The sequence below is a fragment of the Dyadobacter sp. SG02 genome (assembly GCF_900109045.1).
Classification (GTDB): domain Bacteria; phylum Bacteroidota; class Bacteroidia; order Cytophagales; family Spirosomataceae; genus Dyadobacter.
In genome coordinates, this window is record NZ_FNYL01000002.1 from 274003 (window position 1) to 291263 (window position 17261).

At 54.4% G+C, this 17261-nt stretch carries 13 protein-coding genes; 11 read left to right on the forward strand and 2 right to left on the reverse strand.

What is annotated here, in order from left to right; all coding sequences use genetic code 11:
• Nucleotides 1-41: 41 nt before the first annotated feature.
• A complete protein-coding gene (locus BMW93_RS04855; RefSeq protein ID WP_177194008.1) occupies nt 42-686 on the reverse strand; it encodes a response regulator transcription factor in 645 nt (214 codons plus the stop codon).
• A 220-nt stretch (nt 687-906) separates the two neighbouring features.
• Entirely contained in the window at nt 907-2133 is a 1227-nt protein-coding gene (locus BMW93_RS04860; protein ID WP_090374082.1) for a serine hydrolase, read from the reverse strand.
• Between the two features lie 432 nt (nt 2134-2565).
• Here BMW93_RS04860 and BMW93_RS04865 point away from each other — a divergent pair, with 432 nt between their 5' ends.
• From BMW93_RS04865 to BMW93_RS04915, 11 genes are all read left to right on the forward strand, one after another.
• A complete protein-coding gene (locus tag BMW93_RS04865; protein ID WP_090374083.1) occupies nt 2566-3138 on the forward strand; it encodes an RNA polymerase sigma-70 factor in 573 nt (190 codons plus the stop codon).
• A gap of 123 nt (nt 3139-3261) precedes the next feature.
• Nucleotides 3262-4494, forward strand: a complete 1233-nt coding sequence (locus BMW93_RS04870) for a FecR family protein (protein WP_090374084.1) — start codon at nt 3262-3264, stop codon at nt 4492-4494.
• A gap of 280 nt (nt 4495-4774) precedes the next feature.
• Nucleotides 4775-8170: a TonB-dependent receptor gene (locus BMW93_RS04875; protein ID WP_177194009.1), complete on the forward strand. Its 3396-nt coding sequence runs from the start codon at nt 4775-4777 to the stop codon at nt 8168-8170.
• A gap of 41 nt (nt 8171-8211) precedes the next feature.
• Nucleotides 8212-9714 (forward strand): RagB/SusD family nutrient uptake outer membrane protein, encoded by a 1503-nt coding sequence (locus tag BMW93_RS04880; RefSeq protein WP_177194010.1) that lies wholly within the window; start codon nt 8212-8214, stop codon nt 9712-9714.
• Between the two features lie 11 nt (nt 9715-9725).
• Complete coding sequence (locus BMW93_RS04885) at nt 9726-11657, forward strand: FG-GAP-like repeat-containing protein (RefSeq protein ID WP_090374087.1); 1932 nt, start codon at nt 9726-9728, stop codon at nt 11655-11657.
• A 30-nt stretch (nt 11658-11687) separates the two neighbouring features.
• Nucleotides 11688-12131, forward strand: coding sequence for a DMT family transporter (locus BMW93_RS04890; RefSeq protein ID WP_090374088.1), 444 nt, complete (start codon nt 11688-11690; stop codon nt 12129-12131).
• A 13-nt stretch (nt 12132-12144) separates the two neighbouring features.
• Nucleotides 12145-13068: a sugar phosphate isomerase/epimerase gene (locus BMW93_RS04895; RefSeq protein WP_090374089.1), complete on the forward strand. Its 924-nt coding sequence runs from the start codon at nt 12145-12147 to the stop codon at nt 13066-13068.
• Between the two features lie 13 nt (nt 13069-13081).
• The gene (locus BMW93_RS04900) at nt 13082-14551 is read left to right on the forward strand and encodes a CoA-acylating methylmalonate-semialdehyde dehydrogenase (RefSeq protein ID WP_090374090.1); all 1470 of its coding nucleotides are present in this window, start codon (nt 13082-13084) and stop codon (nt 14549-14551) included.
• Between the two features lie 30 nt (nt 14552-14581).
• Nucleotides 14582-15391, forward strand: coding sequence for a cyclase family protein (locus BMW93_RS04905; RefSeq protein WP_090374091.1), 810 nt, complete (start codon nt 14582-14584; stop codon nt 15389-15391).
• Nucleotides 15392-15424: 33 nt separating this feature from the next.
• A complete protein-coding gene (locus tag BMW93_RS04910) occupies nt 15425-16483 on the forward strand; it encodes a zinc-binding dehydrogenase (RefSeq protein ID WP_218147658.1) in 1059 nt (352 codons plus the stop codon).
• Between the two features lie 13 nt (nt 16484-16496).
• On the forward strand, nt 16497-17249 hold the full coding sequence (locus BMW93_RS04915; protein WP_090374093.1) for an SDR family NAD(P)-dependent oxidoreductase: 753 nt from the start codon (nt 16497-16499) through the stop codon (nt 17247-17249).
• Nucleotides 17250-17261 lie beyond the last annotated feature (12 nt).

Below are 17261 nucleotides of genomic sequence, written 5' to 3' on the forward strand. Positions count from 1 at the left end.
CTTTATGAGGTGGCAATTTCGCTACAAAAATCGTGGAATTGCTAGCTGTGCTCGTGCCGGTTCTGATTGAGTTGTTGCACCTGTTCAAGCGTTTTGCCTGCCCCGGTTTTGGCGAAAATGCTGTTTTTGACAGATTTGATGGCCCTGATGTCCGTGGAGAGACACTCTGCGATTTCGGGCACAGCCATACCTTTCATTAATAATCTTGCGACATCACTTTCGAGGGCGGAAAGTTTTTCGTTTTTACCGGGTGTCTCGGAGGAAGGTTCGGAAACGACCTGGGCGAATAGCTGCTGCTCAATCCTCGGGCTCACATATCGCTGCCCGCGGATCATCGCCCGGATCGCGTGCAGGTGCTCGGCGCGGGTGGCTTCTTTGGCCAGGAAACCTTCCGCACCCCATTGCAGGCATTGCAATGCATATTTTTCTTCTTCCATGGAGCTGTAAACAAGTATCCTCGGCTTTTTGGTCCCGCGGTTTGTTTTCGTAAATGCAGCCAGCCGTTTGATTTCCTTGGGTTTGAGGTCGAGGATGATCAGGTCGGCAACATCCCTCGTTAAATAGGGAAGGCCCTCGTCGATGGAAAAGCATTCGATGATCTGGCAACCTGGCAGTTGTTCCAGGAACAAAGACACAAATCCAATCCTGACAATGGTTTGGCTGTCAATAATTACAATACGTTCCAACGCGTGCTGTGGGTAAATAAAGAGATTGATTCGATTTTTAGCACAAAACTGACGCTTTGAGATCGAATCCGCAATCGAACCATGTATCTAAAATTGTTAGAATAAATTCGAGTTTGATGTAAAGGTGAACGCTCAATACGGCAAACCCCTTAAAAAACTGCGGCAATGCATTTGCCGCAGTTTTTTAAGGGGTACTTATCTTCGTGATTTAAAATTTCACTTAAAGCGGTACGAACGAATTTTCGTACATCTGCGCGATGATCTTCGGATCTGAAATGTCGCTCTGAGGTGAATTGGCAAATACTGCTACCTGCACAGGGCCAAAGTCGATGAAGACCGTTTCGCAATTGTAGCCGACCCCTGTTTTATAAAAATAGTTGCCCTTCGTTCCGGTAAGTTTGCCATCGAAACCAAGCAATTTGGTTTTCATCAGGTTAAGTTCCGCCACGGTAAGTAGTTCGTTTTGAGCAACCTTTGAAGTGAGCTTTCCAAATTGGGATGCGCTCAGGTACAAGCCGGTAGCACCACAGTCCCAACGAACGATTGCCTTGTCGATTCCCGGCTCGTCCCCATTTCTGGCCGGATAGCCCTGCGTAGACAAACCTGCGCTGATAGGCCCCATTTGTCCCCAGGGATTCTGCCCCCAGGCTTGCCAGTCGATTACTGTCGCATGTTCAAGCCCTGCGGGAACAAACACATTCGTGCGAACGATGTTGCGAAAATGCTCGCCATATAACGTGAAGTTTTCGGCTGTCGCATTCAACTCGTTCCATTTAGCGGCATTACCCTGTTTTTTCAATTCAGTGGCTTCCACATAAGGAAGTATAATGCCCAGAAGCAAATAATTGACATTGTTATTTTGCTTTGTTTTTGCATTAAAGATGCTTTCATCAACGGGCCCTTCAACGGTCAATTTTACTTTATCCCAATGATTTGGATAATAAATAAGCCCCGTTTTGTGTGCTAAAAGCCGCTCGAAATCCAGCTCCTTGAATTGAGAACTGGGCGCCCAGTTTTTGGGAAGATAATTCCAAACTTTTGTCGTAATAGGTAAATTGTATTTTTTGAGAATTTTCAGGACGGCAACAGCGGTCACGTATTGTGAAGTGGTCAATACCTCCTGTTTTACGATAGCGCCGTGCAGCTGAAAGCTTCCTTCGAAATGCTTTCTGGCAAAGCCGTCGCCGCCATTGGCGCGGTAAAATTCCACGCCGTTATTATAAACTGCATAACCAAAACCTACCTCGCCTTCCAGGAGTTCTTCTATTCGGATTGCAAAGCCATTGGCGTCAAATTTGGTCGGGATTCCCAGCTTGGCGTTTTCGTCTCCCATTGCTGTTTGTGACAATTCTTCTGTCGGAATGAGATCTTCTTTGCAGGAAGTTGTAAACAATAATGCGGCAACGAAAATGCCCAGGCTTATTGATTTAAAAAACGGTTGTTTCATCGTTAATTGGATTTGAGTATGGATAGTAGTTTAATTGTGTAGCACAAAAGTATCGCGAAGACTCACACCCGTTTTTTAACAGTTTTTTAAAAAGAATAAAAAATTATAAATGAAGTTCTGCATCTGTGACCCAACGCCGCCGCCGGCCCGGGACCCGTCGAAAGTTGGCCCAAATACCTAAAATGGAATATTTGTTCACCGTAAACTACTATTTCTTCCCGCGTTTATCTAGATTTACCACGCGGTTGCCAGGCGTGCCCGAATGCCTTGCCAGAGGCCATTTGCGCGAAACGCTCCAACCCGGAATCCTGCATCGGCGGCGTGGAAAATTTCAGCCATTTGTTTTCTTCGGTTACAAATGCCGGTTTTGGGTAAATAACTGACAGGCCGGTACTTATTTGAATAATTTACATTAACCAAGTCGAGACAGAAATGGGTGTACCTGATATCGTATCGAAGGAGGATCAACAGGAATTGTTTGTCCCGTCCGATCTGAACTTTCTCTTTCGCCGGTACTTCGACCGGCTGGTCTACTTCTCGATGCAGATTGTCAGGGACAAAGACATTGCCCGCGACCTGGTACAGGATGCATTTATCAGGTATTGGCAAAATCAGGAAACGATCATTTCCAGCGAGGTGGCTGCCAAAAATTTCCTTTATGTGTCGGTCCGCAATGCGAGTTTCAACCACGTCCGGCACAATAAGGTAGTGGAAGATTATGCCGGGCGGTTCAACTCGGAAGAAATGGAGGAAGCCTCGGTCATGGAGTCGATTATTACGGCGGAAGTGCTCGCCGAAATCCACCTGGCCATAGAATCCCTGCCCGAAAGCTACCGGCTGGTGTCGGTGATGGGGTATATGGAAGGCAAAAAGAACCAGGAGATCGCCGATATTCTGGGCATGTCGGTCAATACGGTCAAGAAACAAAAACAACGGGCGCTGGAATTGCTGCGGATCAAGCTTACGCCCGAACTTTTCTCCCTGCTGCTGCTTTTCATTCGCTGAAAGGCAGCCTATTCCTTTCGCTCACAGCCGGTTAAAATCTCCCCGAAAATATTTTTAAGAAAATTTTATCCTTCCATTATCCTATTTGGAACTGAACGTGTCATTATAGTGGAAAACAACAATATGCAAAATTACCAGTCCTATTTTGAACAGGCCGCGCTCATCGTCCGGCACCTGCGCGGGCAGCTGACCGAACAGGAAAAGGTTTACCTGGACAAGTGGCTCGAAGAAGATCCCAGCCATAAGGCGCTTTTCGAAACACTGACCGAAGCGCATTTCATCGGGCGGGAACTGGAAACCTTCCGGGTTGAGGACAAGGAGACCGACTGGGAAAAGATCGTCGCGGCAACCGGCCATTACCGCCCGGCGCGGGTTTCGTATATCCATAACCGTTGGTTGCGTTTCGCGGCGGTACTGGTTATTTTTCTCGGGGTTGCGGCAGGTCTTTATGTGTTTAAAAACAACTGGGAAAAACAGCAGGTCAACCGGGTGGCGGAGGCCGAAATCGTGCCCGGTAAAAACAAAGCCGTGCTGATCCTGCAAGACGGCAGCCGCATCGTGCTCGACGACGCCCGCGAGGGAGAAATCGCCCGGCAATCGGGAACGGTGATTACGAAGACTTGCAACGGACAATTGTTGTACGGGCAGGCTGGTACGACGGCGAAAACCGGGCCGGAAGTGCAGTACAACACGCTGAAAACGCCCCGGGGAGGGCAGTACCGGCTGGTGTTGCCCGACGGCAGCAAGGTATGGCTCAATGCCGCCTCGTCGCTCAAATACCCGGCCAAGTTCCAGCCCGGCAGTCGGCGGGTGGAGCTGAACGGCGAAGCTTATTTCGAAATTGCCCGGGTTTCGGAGGGTAAGAATGGCAAAAGAATCCCATTCTATGTCATATCGGGAGAGCATACCGTGGAAGTACTCGGAACGCACTTCAACATCAGCAGCTATTCCGACGAAAAAGCCGTCACCACCACACTATTGGAAGGAAAAGTGAAAGTAACCAATGCCGGGAATTTGCCGAATTCCGGGAAGATGGAGGTATTGCTCAAACCCGGCGAACAGTCTGTCATGTCGTTGCGCGAGACAAAGCAGATTTCGGTGCAGACGGTGGATACCGGGGAAACCGTCGCCTGGAAAAACGGCCAGTTCCAGTTCAGGGACGCGGACCTGCCTACGATTATGCGGCAGATTTCGCGGTGGTACGACGTGGAAGTCGAATTTCAGGGAAAAGTGCCCGATACCAAGTTCAGGGGCAAGATTTCCAGGGACGTGCCTATTTCGCAGTTGTTCGAGATTTTAAAAACCAGCGGTGTCGATTTCAAAACAGAAGGGAGGAAAATCATCATTAAATCCTGAGAAACCGTCGGGGCCGGCCAGGCTGGCGCCGATCCAGGCTGATCCCCATTAAAAAAGCCGAAAGTGTTACGAGCACCTCCGGCTATGATCCGGGACAGTACTGCCTGTTACCAAGCAGGGAAAATCCATTGCGTTCAGATTTCTTACTAACCCAAATGTTCACGAAGGTATGAATTATTATACTTTTTGCCTACCAACATGTAGGCGATGGGGCAAGTTTTTGCCGGGATTTTTTGCCGGCATCACCAGGGTCCCGCCGGCCACGAAACGGAAAATTATCATGACGATCAATCTGGTTTCCACCCTCTTGCTGGTATCCTGCCTGCATATTTATGCGGCCGGACATGCGCAGTTGATCACCTTATCCGAGAAAAACGCCCCTCTTGAAACGGTCATGGACAAAATTGAGAAGCAGACGGGCTATCATTTCTGGATGCAGACCAATTTGCTGCAAAAAAGTAACAACGTTTCGATCATCGTCCGCAACGAGCCGGTCGAGAAAGTGCTGGAAAAGGTGTTCCGCGATCAGCCGTTGCATTATTCCATTATCAACAAAACGATCGTCGTCCGGAAAAAAGAACCCGCTACCGGTGAGAAAGAGGGGTCGTTTATCAAGAGCCTGCTCGACGGCAGCATTCAGGAGATCCGCAACCGGCCGCAGGTAGAACGCCTGCTGATGAGCAAGCCCGTGGAATTTACCCAGGCCGACCGGGAAATCAAAGGTAAGGTGACCGACGAAAGCGGCGAACCGCTGCCGGGCGTGAACATTCTCGTGAAAGGAACGCAGAAAGGTACCGCCTCCGACGCGACCGGCAGCTACCACCTCACGCTGGCCGACGGGGAAGGCGGCGCCGCGCCAGTATTGATCTTCTCGTTCGTAGGCTATATGCCCCAGCAGATCGGTCTCGGCGGGCGTACGTCAATCGACGTTCAGATGAAAGCCGACCTCAAAGTGCTCGAAGAAGTGGTGGTGGTGGGCTATGGTACCCAGAAAAAAAGCGACGTCACCGGCGCGATCGGTTCGGTGAGCGCGCGGGAGATCGAGGACGAGCCGGCGATCCAGGTAGGGCAGGCATTGCAGGGCAAAGTGCCGGGCTTGCAGGTATCGCAAAACTCGGGCGCGCCCGGGTCCGGGCTGCTCATACGTGTGCGGGGAACCGGTACGGTCAACAGCTCCGAGCCGCTTTACGTCATCGACGGTAACCCGAATGCCAACCCGCTCGACATTTCGCCCGACCAGATCGAAAGCATCCAGGTGCTCAAAAGCGCCAGCGCGGCGGCGATTTACGGTGCGCAGGGCGCCAACGGCGTGGTACTGATCACCACCAAGCAAGGCAAATCAGGCAAATCGCAGCTCGACCTGAGCGTGTCGCAGGGTTTGCAGCAGGTCCGGAAGTACTTCCCGATGACCAATGCCCGGGAATATGCCACCCTGTATAACGAAGGCCTGACCAATGCGGGCCAGAAGCCGCTCTACCCCGATCCCGACGCGTTGGGCGTGGGTACCGACTGGCAGAAAGAAGTCTTCCAGGTAGCGCCCATGACCGACGTTACATTGTCCGCAAGCGGCGGAAGCGAATCGAGCCGGTTCTATTTCTCGGGCGGGTATGTGAACCAAGAGGGGATTATCAAAGGTTCGTCGTTCAACCGGGCGAATATCCGGATCAACTCTTCGCATACCATTACGCCCCATATTAAAGTAGGCCAGAACCTTTCCGCGAGCATTTCGAGGTACGAGCAGATCGCCGAATTCAACGTAGGGTCGATTTTGGGAAGCACGCTTACGGCCAATCCCGAGATCCCGGTAAAGATGCCGGACGGCAACTGGGGGTATTCGCCAACGTCGCTGAACTCCTCCAACCCGCTGGCCTCCATTCATTACACCAACAACGACACGCGCAGGCCGGTGGTCAATGGCAATGTGTATGTGGATATTAACCCGTTTGAGGGCCTTGTTTTCCGCTCGCAGTTCAATTTCAACATCGGGTACACCGAAAACAAGGTTTTCACACCGGCATACCGCATTTCGACAGCCAACTTCAACGACGTCGCCAACCTGACCGAGAATACCACGCGTTTCCGCGAAGGAAGCTGGGCCAACACATTGACCTACCAGAAAAGCATCGGTAACCATACATTCGACGTGCTGGCGGGTATTACGGCGCAGGAATCCTACACGCAGAACATTTCCGCCTACGCGGCTGGCCTGCCTCCGGGCGCTACCGACAATGAGAACCTGCGTTACCTCGACCTCGCCACCCAGGGCTTCCGGGCGGGAGGCGGTGCCGGCGAATGGGGCATTCTCTCGATCCTGGGACGCATTAATTACAATTACAAAAACAAATATTTCACGACCGTCAACTTCCGGGCGGACGGCTCGTCACGCTTCGGGGAAAACAACAAATTCGGTTATTTCCCTTCATTCTCGCTGGGATGGAAGCTTTCGGAAGAGCCTTTCGTAAAAAATGTGACCTGGATCAACAACCTGATGCTCCGCGGCGGATGGGGTGCATTGGGTAACCAGAATTCGCTTCGGAACTACGCATTCGCCAGTTTGGTAACCCCCAATATCAACTACACCTACGGCACCTCGCAGGCGGTCGTGCGTGGGCAGGCGATCACCAGCCTCGGTAACCCCGATCTCAAATGGGAGTCGACCAAGGAAACCAACATTGGTCTCGATTTTACCGGGTTCAACGGAAAAATCGTCGGATCGGTGGACGCCTACCACAAAGAGACGACCGACATGCTGCTGCAAGTGCCCGTGGTACAGTATTCAGGGATCGAACAGGCGCCTTTCGTGAATGGGGGCAATGTGACGAACAAGGGGATCGAGCTCATGCTGGGTTATGAAAAAAACAATAACACGCCCGGCGGTTTCGATTTCGGTATTTCGGGAAATATCGCTTTTAACAAAAACAAAGTGACCAAGCTCAGCAATGCGGGTACTTCCATTTACCAGCAGCTCAGCTTCGTAGGACTGGCGAACGTGACCCAGATCGGCAGCCCGATCGCCTCGTTCTGGGGCTGGCAGACCGACGGGATTTTCCAAACCAAGGAAGAGGTGGCCGCTCACGCATTCCAGAGCACCGGTACCGCACCGGGCGATATCCGGTTCAAGGACCTGGACGGCAACGGGGTGATCAATGCCAACGACCAGACGATCATCGGGAACCCGTGGCCCAAATTCACCTACGGCATGAGTGGTAATGTGTCTTTCAAAGGTTTCGACGCGAAAATCCAGTTGCAGGGAACCTATGGTAATGACATTTTCATGGCCCTCAAATTCCGGACGGAAGGTTCCAATTTCTTCAACTATACCCGCAATGTGTGGGACCACCGCTGGACAGGCCCCGGAACGAGCAACACCGTACCGAGGATGATCACCAGCGACCCGAACAACAACATGCGTTCGTCGGAATATTACATCGAAAGCGGCTCGTACCTGCGGGTGCGTAACATTCAGATCGGCTACAAAGTACCCCGCAGCGTGCTGAAACTCCGCAGCCTGCGCATCTATGCCTCCGTTCAGAATGCGCTGACTTTTACCAAATACCCCGGATTCGACCCTGAAATCGGTACAAACCGTGACAATAACCCGCTGTACATCGGTATCGACGAGACCAATTATCCCCTGCCACGGATTTACACCCTGGGGCTGAACCTCGGGATCTGATGTGCGCCATTGTGCTATTCCAAACAGATATGCCATCGATTATGAAACATTTGTTATTTACCGCTTTGACATTCCTGGGCATTGTCGCCGCCGGTTGCGACAGTATCCTCAACAAGGAGCCGCTCGGGCAGATCAGCGCCGAAGTGGCTTACGAAACGGCCGATGACGCCGCGAAAGCCCTCACGGCCGCCTACACGCCGCTGGCCGGCAACAACTGGTGCTGCTCTTATGTGGGAACCGGCTATATGCACTGGGTGCTGGGCAATGTAGCTTCCGACGATACCGAAAAAGGGGGCGAATCGGGTTCCGACCAGTTGTACGCACAGCAGATCTCGCTCTTCAATATCCAGTCGGATAACGACGCGGCGCGGTTTGCGTGGTCGACCGAGTACATTGGTGTCCGCCGCGCCAACCTGGTGCTCGACAATGTACCGAACATCGCCATGGATGATGCCGTGAAAACGCGTTACCTGGCCGAAGCGAAGTTCCTGCGGGCCTGGTATTATATTAATCTGGTAAAAACTTTCGGCGACGTGCCCCTGATACTTTCGGCCAACCAGAACACTTTCGACCTCGAACGGACGCCGAAGCAGCAGGTTTACGATCAGATCATCAAAGACCTGACCGAAGCCGAAGCCGTATTGCCCGAGGCCAGCAAATATGCCGCCGCAGACCGCGGCCGGGCCACCAAAGGCGCGGCGCAGGCTTACCTGGGCAAAGTATATTTGTACCTCGCCAATTTTCCCAAAGCCGAGGAATGGTTCGGCAAAGTGATCACCACGGGCGAGTACAGCCTGCATCCCGACTACATGGGCATGTTCCTGCGTGCGGGAGAGACCAGCAAGGAGCATATTTTCCAGGTCCAGTTTGTCAATGACCAGGGTGCGCAACCGGCTAACAACCAGATCAGCATTGTCATGGGGAGCCGCGCACGGAATGGCTGGGGCTTTAACAACCCGACCCAGGATTTTGTGGATGCATTCGAGCCCGGCGATCCGCGTTTGGGACAGAGCGTCTATAAAACAGGCGACCTCATGCCCGACGGCCTCACCGCCAATGTAGGCAACAGCAGCACGGGTTTTTTGAACAAGAAAGCCTACGTGCCCGAGTACGAGCGCATTGCGGGCTCGTTGCAGGCGGGCAGGGACGATATTTACATGCGGCTGGGCAAAGTATTGCTCTGGTATGCCGAGGCTGCCAATGAGAATGGTAAAACCGACATTGCCCTCGCTGCCTTGAACCAGATCCGCGCCCGGGCGAGGGGAACTAATGCGGCCGTATTGCCCGATGTGAAGGAGCGCGACAAGGTGGCGCTGCGCGAGAAAATCTGGCATGAGCAGCGCGTGGAGTTCGGCCAGGAGTATGAACGTTTCTTCGAGCTCGTGCGCCAGGGCCGGGCCGGGAAGGTCCTGCGCGCGTACGGGGAGAAATACAAAACGGCCAAAGGAGCGGGCTACCGCGACGGGATCAATGAGATATTCCCGATCCCGCAGCTGGAAATCAACCTGAGCAAAGGCAAAATCAAACAAAATCCCGGCTACTGATCCACTATCCGATGCGATTACTCAACTTATTCATACTGCTTGCCGGTATGACGGGCATTTGTTTTGCCCAGACCGATTCCCGGCAAACCAACTTCGGGCAAACGTTCCTGCCCGACTACACCTTCCGGGCATCCTCGCTCCGCTCCATGCAAACGCTGGGCGAGGCCGGCTGGGGGGCCGCCAACGGCGTGATTACCGGTAAACCGAAAACCGCCGCAGGGGGCTGGCTCGTCCTCGACAGCGCTTACCAGGACCTGGGCTTCCGGGCATTGTTCCGCTGTACGGGCGGGGCGGAAACCGGCATCCTGTTCCGGGCCGAAAAAACGGATAAGGGCTTAAAAGGAATCTATCTGTCGCTGAAACCGGGCGATGTGGCTGCCTACCGGCTGCTACTGGACGCCCAGGGGAAGGAAATCAGCCGTGAGAAGCTGCGGCCGGGCGGGGGGATCTATTACCGGGCCGCCCCGCCGGCCAAAGGCGACGAGCCGGCCCGGAACTTCCCGCAACGCCCGGCCGCTCCCGCCGACCTGCCCGTAACCCGCCCGAATACCGACCTGCGCGCAGGCGAGTGGAACCAGGTGGAAGTATTTATCGAAGAAAACGTGATCCGCAGCTTCGTGAACGACGGTGGGGAAATGGGCGGTGTGGCCGACGGTACGGAAGCCCTCGATGAATATGGTCCGGTGGCATTGTACGTGGGCGGTACCGGCGAGGTGGCGTTCAGGGAGCTGATGTTCAAAGACATTGCCGTGCGGGTGACGCCTAAGGAAAAGGTTTCGGAGCATTTCAGTATGCAGCGTATCAGCGATATGTATTATTCCTGGGGTGCCGACGCGGCGGATTTTAACCGCGACGGCCACCTCGATATCGTCGCCGGGCCGTTGATTTACTATGGACCTGGTTTTACCCGGCACCGGGAGATCTTTACCGCCGTGGCCGTGGGGCCTTCGAAGGAATTTACGAGTACCAATGTCCAGTTTACCTACGATTTTAACGGCGACGGCTGGCCCGATGTGCTCACGAGTCCTTCGGCGGCAGTGCTTTTTATCAATCCAAAGGGTGAAAACCGGCGCTGGAAAAGCTACAATATCCTTCCCTCGGTGCAGAGCGAGATCACGCATTTCACCGACATCGACCGCGACGGCGTGCCCGAGCTCGTGTATGGCGCGGAAGGCTACATGCGCTATGCCAAATTCGATAAAAACGACCCCGGAAAACCCTGGAAAGCCTATACCATTTCAGGAAAAGGCTATGCGCTGGCGCACGGTATCGGTACGGGCGATATCAACGGCGACGGCCGGATTGACCTCCTGAATGCCTATGGCTGGTGGGAACAGCCCGCCGGACCGCTCGACGAGCAGACGCAATGGAAATACCACCCCGTCGCATTCGGGCGGTATGGCCGCCGCGGCAGCAACATCGGTGGCTCGCTGATGGCCGTCTACGACGCGAACGGCGATGGCCTGGCAGATGTGGTCACCAACCTGAATGTGCACGGCTTCGGCCTGGCGTGGTACGAGCAAAAGCGGAAACCCGACGGCAGCATCGATTTCGTGCGGCATATGATCAGCGATGATTATTCGGCTAAAAGCAAGGGCGGCGTCACATTCTCGCAGGCGCACGGCGCAACCTTCGCCGATGTCGATTTGGACGGTATCCCGGATTACATCGTAGGCAAGCGGTACTTCACGCACCTCGACAATATGTTCGACCCGGACTCCTACGGGGCTCCCGTGCTGTACTGGTACCGCACCGTACGAAACCCCAAAGCGCCCGGCGGGGCAGAGTTTGTGCCCGAGCTGATCCATAACCGTTCCGGCGCAGGTTCCGAAATCACGGCCGTGGACATCAACAAGGACGGTGCCGTCGAAATACTGACTTCCACCAACCACGGGACTTTCATCTTCTGGAACAAGCACCGGAAAAGCCCGTCGAAAAAATAGCATGATTCTTAATCCTTTAATGCAGAGTTTATGAAAATATTCCTGTTTGCGCTGATGCTGCTGATCGGCGTCGTACTCTCGCTTCACCTGAGCATGAATGCCCAGGTAGGGGCTATCATTAAAAATCCCAAGGTCGCCAATGCGGTTTTCTGGGTAATCGGCGCGTTAACGGCCGTCTGCGTGGGGCTCGTATCGTTCGAGCCGGAAGCACTTTCCCGCACCCGCGAGGTGCCGTGGTGGCTGCTTACCGCCGGCGCCATAGGTGCCCTGCTGGTATTCGGTATCGCCTGGACGATGCCGCAGATCGGCGCCGGGGCCGCATTTGTGCTCATGATCGCCGGGCAGGTCATTACCGGCATGCTGATGTCGCATTACGGCCTGCTGGGGTCGCCGGTGCAGCCGGTTACGCTCACCAAGCTGGCGGGAGTGGCGCTGCTGCTGGCGGGAGTAGCGGTTTTTGTGTATTCAAAATAAAATCAGAAATACTATGGATTTGAAGAGAAGGGATTTTCTCGGGCTCGGGGTTGCTGCGGGCGTGCTGGCGCTTTCCGACCCGGAGCACGTGCTGGCCCGGTTCGCGCAAAAGAACGAGATCGGGGCGACATTCATCCTGTGGGGCTACGGCGCCGACGCCCTCGAACCGTCGCTGCAAGACATGTCCAAACTGGGGTACCACGCATTCGAAACATTCGGCCATGTGATCCAGGAATGGGAAGAAAAGCGGGGCGGGTTTAAAGAACTGGTCCAAAAACACGGTGTGCCCATTATTTCGGCATTCTGCAATACCGATGTGCTGGACCCTTCCAAGACGAAGGACGAGGTGAAAAAGCTGGTCCGCTGGTGCGAGTTGACGAAAGCCAACGGCGGCAAAGTGATCGAATACTGTCCGTCGGGAATCAAGAGAGAGGGTTATGATTACAAGGCGCACAAACAGAACCTGATCAGCTCGATGAACGAGTATGCCAAAGTCGTGACCGACCACGGCCTCGTATGCGCATTGCACCCGCACACGGGCACGCCGATAGAAACCGAAGAGGAAGTCTATTTCGTGATGGAAAACCTCGATACGCGCTACATGAAATTCGGTCCGGATGTAGGCCAGCTCGAAAAGGGCGGAGGAGATCCGGTGAAGGTCGTGAAAGACTTCCTTTCGCTTGTGGAGCATGTGCATTTGAAAGACTTCTCAGGTGGTAACGACAACGGTTACCTCGGCTACGCGCCACTCGGGGCGGGGAAAGTGCATTTGCAGGAGATACTGACTATGCTCGAAACGCGTAAAGGCAAAATGGCCGGAATGGTCATGTTCGAGCTCGATTCGGACAAGAAGAACAAACCCAAACTCACGGAATTCGAAGCCGCGAAAGCATCGCGCGATTACCTGTCGAAGATGGGGTATCAGTTTAAAGTTTAATGAATGGATCTTGATGGAAATATTGAATAATTATATCGGGGGTTGGGGGCCGAGCGCCGAAACAAGGACTACGGATGTCGTCAATCCTGCATCGCAGGAGGTACTGGCCCGGGTACCTTCCGGGAATGGTACGGCGCAGGACGTGGCAAAAGCGGTGGAAGCCGCTGCAAATGCATTCGCCGAATGGAAAGAAGTGCCGCCTATGAAACGGGTGCAGCCATTATACAAATTGAAACAACTCCTCGAAGAAAACGCCGAGGACATTGCCCGGACCATTACGATGGAATGCGGTAAGACGCTGGCCGAATCGCGCGGGGAGTTGCAGCGGGCCATCGAAAATGTGGAGGTCGCCTGCGGGATACCGTCGCTGATGCAAAGCGAATTTTCGGAAAATATCGCGCCGGGGATCGACGAGTTCATGATCCGCCAGCCGCTGGGCGTGTGCGCCTGCATTGCGCCGTTCAACTTTCCGGGTATGATCCCGTTCTGGTTTTTGCCTTATGCAATCGCCTGCGGGAACACATTTGTGCTCAAACCTTCCGAGAAAGTACCGCTGACCATGATGAAGGTCTTCGCGCTCATCGACCGCCTCGACTTGCCGAAAGGCGTCATTAACCTCGTCCACGGCGGCAGGGAAACGGTGGATGCATTGCTCGACCACCCGGCCGTGAAGGCGGTCAGTTTTGTGGGTTCCACGAATGTCGCCCGGTACATCTACGGCCGCGCGGCCGCCAACGGCAAGCGCGTACAGGCGCAGGGAGGCGCGAAAAACCCGGTGGTGATATTGCCCGACGCGGATATCGATATGTCTGTGAAAATCATTACCGACAGTGTGTTCGGCTGTGCCGGGCAACGCTGCCTGGCTGCTTCGAATATCATTACCGTAGGCGACAACGGTAACATCCGCGACGCGCTTTACGAATCGGCCCGTAGCCGCAAAACGGGTTACGGACTCGACGAAACTAATGAAATGGGGCCGGTAATAAGTCCGGAAAGCCGTCAGCGGATCGAACAACTCATTCAGAAAGGCGCTGCCGAAGGCGCGAAAGTGCTGCTGGATGGCCGAAATGCGAAAGTAGCGGGATTTGATAATGGGAATTTCATTAACCCGACAATCCTGGAAAACCTCCCGCTCGAAGGGGAAATCATCCGCACCGAAATCTTCGGTCCCGTGATGAGCCTGATCCACCTGAACACCGTCGACGAGGTGCTCGCATTCATCAACAGCAACCGGTACGGCAATATGGCCTGCCTCTTTACGGGTAGCGGGGCCAATGCGCGGAAGTTCAGAAGCCAGGCGGTGGCCGGTAATATCGGGATCAATATCGGCGTGGCCGCGCCAATGGCCCAGTTTCCGTTCAGCGGCTGGAGCGACAGCTTCTTCGGCGATCTGCACGGCCAGGGCAGGCATGCCATCGAGTTTTTTACCCAAACGAAAGTCGTGATCGAACGCTGGCCCAGGGAGTGGTCAAGGAAGTTCTGATTTGTTTTTTAACTAAAATCCTACAAAAACATGAACGCTATCACCGAACCAGCTGCCTTCAAAAAGGCATTTTGTCCGCCGTTCCGCTTGCAGACGAAGCTCAATTTCCTGGGTATCGATTGTGTGGTGACGGACCTGAGCCACACCATCAGCACGGAAGATCCTACTTTCATCGGGCATCAGCGAACGCTGATCTGGAACCACCTTTCGCATGAAGAAACCCAGAAAATGGGCCTTACCAAGCCACCTTACTCCTATAAAGTGGTCGGTTTCACCATGTGCGACCATTCGAACACGCATGTGGACGCGATCAACCACGTGGTGAACGAGCCCGGCGCGCGGGCGGTCAACGAGCTGCCGCTGGAATGGTTTATGGCGCCGGGTGTGTGGTTCGACTTTTCACACAAGGAGCCCGCCAGCTACATTACCCGGCGGGATATCGAGGAAGCCATTGAAAAAACGGGCGTTACGATCCGCCCGCAGTCGGTGGTGCTTTACCACACGAGCTGGTACAAGAAATGGAAAACCCCCTTCGAATACATTCGCGGGTACCCCGGCGTGGACCGCAGCGCGATCGAATATCTGAACGACCTCGGGGCGATCAGCATCGGCGCCGACGCGCCCAGCATCGATAGTCACCATGAAGTGGCCGTCGTGAAGGAGCAGCCGGCGCATATCGTGTGCCGCGAGCGGGAAATCCTCAATATCGAAAACCTGGCGCAGGTAGACCTGATCCCCGCCCACGAATTCTGGTTTGTTGGCCTGCCCCTGAAAATCAAGGACGGGTCCGGCTCACCTTTCCGGGGTGTGGCGATTGTACCGGAAGCAAACATTCAATAACAGCATTTCAATATGACGAACCTACCAAAAGAGATGGAAGCCCTTGTACTCAGGGGCGTGCGCGACTTTGCGATTGAAACGGTGCCCGTGCCGCAGCCGGAAACCGACGAGGTGATCTGTAAAGTCGATACAACCTATATCTGCGGCACCGATCCGCACATTATCGCCGGCGATTTCCCCGGCTTCTGGCCGACGGGTTTCCCGTTTATTCCCGGTCACGAGTGGTCGGGTACGGTGGTGCAAACCGGCCCCAGGGCGGCAAGCCTGGGCTGGAAGGAGGGTGACCGGGTGTGCGGCATTTCGCATTGCGGGTGCGGTTACTGCGAAAAATGCCAGAAGGGACGCTACAATATCTGCCTCAACTACGGGCACGAAAGCCGGGGGCATCGCCAGTACGGGCATTACACGCCCGGCGCCTACGCACAATACATGCGTACCTCCGTGAAGAGCATTTTCAAAGTGCCGGATTCGATGTCGCTCGAATATGCGGCCTGCGTAGACCCGCTTAGCATTGCACTATACACGGTAAAGCGGTCACGCATGCAGCCGGGCGACGACATCCTGATCATCGGTACCGGTCCGCAGGGGTTAATGGCGATCCTCGTCGCGAAGGCGCTGGGGGCCGGGCGTATATATGCGGCCGGTAGCGGCGAAAGACTGAAAAAAGCGGCGGAGCTCGGTGCCATCACCATCGACTACAAGGAAGAAGATGTGGTAAAAAAAGTGAGGGAACTGACGCACGGTATGGGCGTACCCGCCGTGCTGGAATGCGCAGGAACCTCGCAGTCGCTGACGATGGCGTGCCTTGCCGCGGCCAAAGGCGGCGTGATTTCGGTCATTGGCATTCCACACAGCGATCCTGCCATTCCGATCAAACGGATCGTGCTCGACGAGGTGGAGCTGGTAGGCAACCGCGCCAACCCGAATACCGCCCAGGCGACGATCGAGCTGCTGCTCAGCAACCGCATCGACCTCACGCCGCTGATGACCCACCGGTTTGCATTAGGCGACTTCGCCACGGCGCTGGATACATTCGAAACGCGGAAAGACGGGGCCATTAAAGTGGCCACCAAACCCAATGGTATGAACTGAAACCGGAAACAGGATGAGTAATAAAGTAATGATTGTCAGCGGAGGAGCATCCGGACTGGGGCTCGCCGCGGGAATGAAGTTTGCCCAAAATGGTTATGACATCGTGATCGTGGATATCGACGCCGCAAAGGGGACGCAGGCCGAAAGCGAGATCCGTAAGCTGGGCGTAAATGCATTGTTTTGCCAATGTGATATTTCAAACAAGGCACAGGTGGAGGAAGCCGGGCGGCTGGTGCGCGAAAAATTCGGGAGGGCCGATGTGCTGATTAACAATGCAGGCCTTGAAATACGCGGGAGCATCCTGCAATGCACCGAAGCGGATTGGATCAGGACCTACGACATTAACCTGAAAGGCATTTATTATATGTCTAATGCATTCGTGCCGCTGATGGCTGCGGGGCAGGGTTCGGTGATCAACACGGGGTCGATACTGGGTTACCGGGCTGTGGGCGAGCGTGCGGCCTATTCGTCTTCCAAGGGGGCAATAGATACGCTGACACGCAGCATGGCGTACGACCTGGCCCCCAATGGAATTCGTGTAAACTGCGTAGCGCCCGGCGCGATCGATACGCCCCTTTTGAGAGGCTCGATCAACGATTCGCCCGATCCGGCAGCCACTGAACAGTTCCTCAATTCCAAAAGTGTATTGAACCGAATGGGCAGACCGGAGGAAGTGGCCAATGTCATGTATTTCCTGGCTTCTGACGAGGCCTCCTTCGTAACGGGAGCCACCTGGTTTGTGGATGGAGGTTGGTCGATTCTTTGACTTTTAAACATA

Excerpts from the sequence above, each read along its gene's own strand:
- BMW93_RS04880 (WP_177194010.1), top strand. The coding sequence starts at position 8,212 with ATGAAACATTTGTTATTTACCGCTTTGACATTCCTGGGCATTGTCGCC.
- BMW93_RS04870 (WP_090374084.1), top strand. The coding sequence starts at position 3,262 with ATGCAAAATTACCAGTCCTATTTTGAACAGGCCGCGCTCATCGTCCGG.
- BMW93_RS04905 (WP_090374091.1), top strand. The coding sequence starts at position 14,582 with ATGAACGCTATCACCGAACCAGCTGCCTTCAAAAAGGCATTTTGTCCG.
- BMW93_RS04875 (WP_177194009.1), top strand. The coding sequence starts at position 4,775 with ATGACGATCAATCTGGTTTCCACCCTCTTGCTGGTATCCTGCCTGCAT.
- BMW93_RS04890 (WP_090374088.1), top strand. The coding sequence starts at position 11,688 with ATGAAAATATTCCTGTTTGCGCTGATGCTGCTGATCGGCGTCGTACTC.
- BMW93_RS04900 (WP_090374090.1), top strand. The coding sequence starts at position 13,082 with ATGGAAATATTGAATAATTATATCGGGGGTTGGGGGCCGAGCGCCGAA.
- BMW93_RS04860 (WP_090374082.1), bottom strand. The coding sequence starts at position 2,133 with ATGAAACAACCGTTTTTTAAATCAATAAGCCTGGGCATTTTCGTTGCC.
- BMW93_RS04865 (WP_090374083.1), top strand. The coding sequence starts at position 2,566 with ATGGGTGTACCTGATATCGTATCGAAGGAGGATCAACAGGAATTGTTT.
- BMW93_RS04895 (WP_090374089.1), top strand. The coding sequence starts at position 12,145 with ATGGATTTGAAGAGAAGGGATTTTCTCGGGCTCGGGGTTGCTGCGGGC.
- BMW93_RS04885 (WP_090374087.1), top strand. The coding sequence starts at position 9,726 with ATGCGATTACTCAACTTATTCATACTGCTTGCCGGTATGACGGGCATT.
- BMW93_RS04915 (WP_090374093.1), top strand. The coding sequence starts at position 16,497 with ATGAGTAATAAAGTAATGATTGTCAGCGGAGGAGCATCCGGACTGGGG.
- BMW93_RS04910 (WP_218147658.1), top strand. The coding sequence starts at position 15,425 with ATGGAAGCCCTTGTACTCAGGGGCGTGCGCGACTTTGCGATTGAAACG.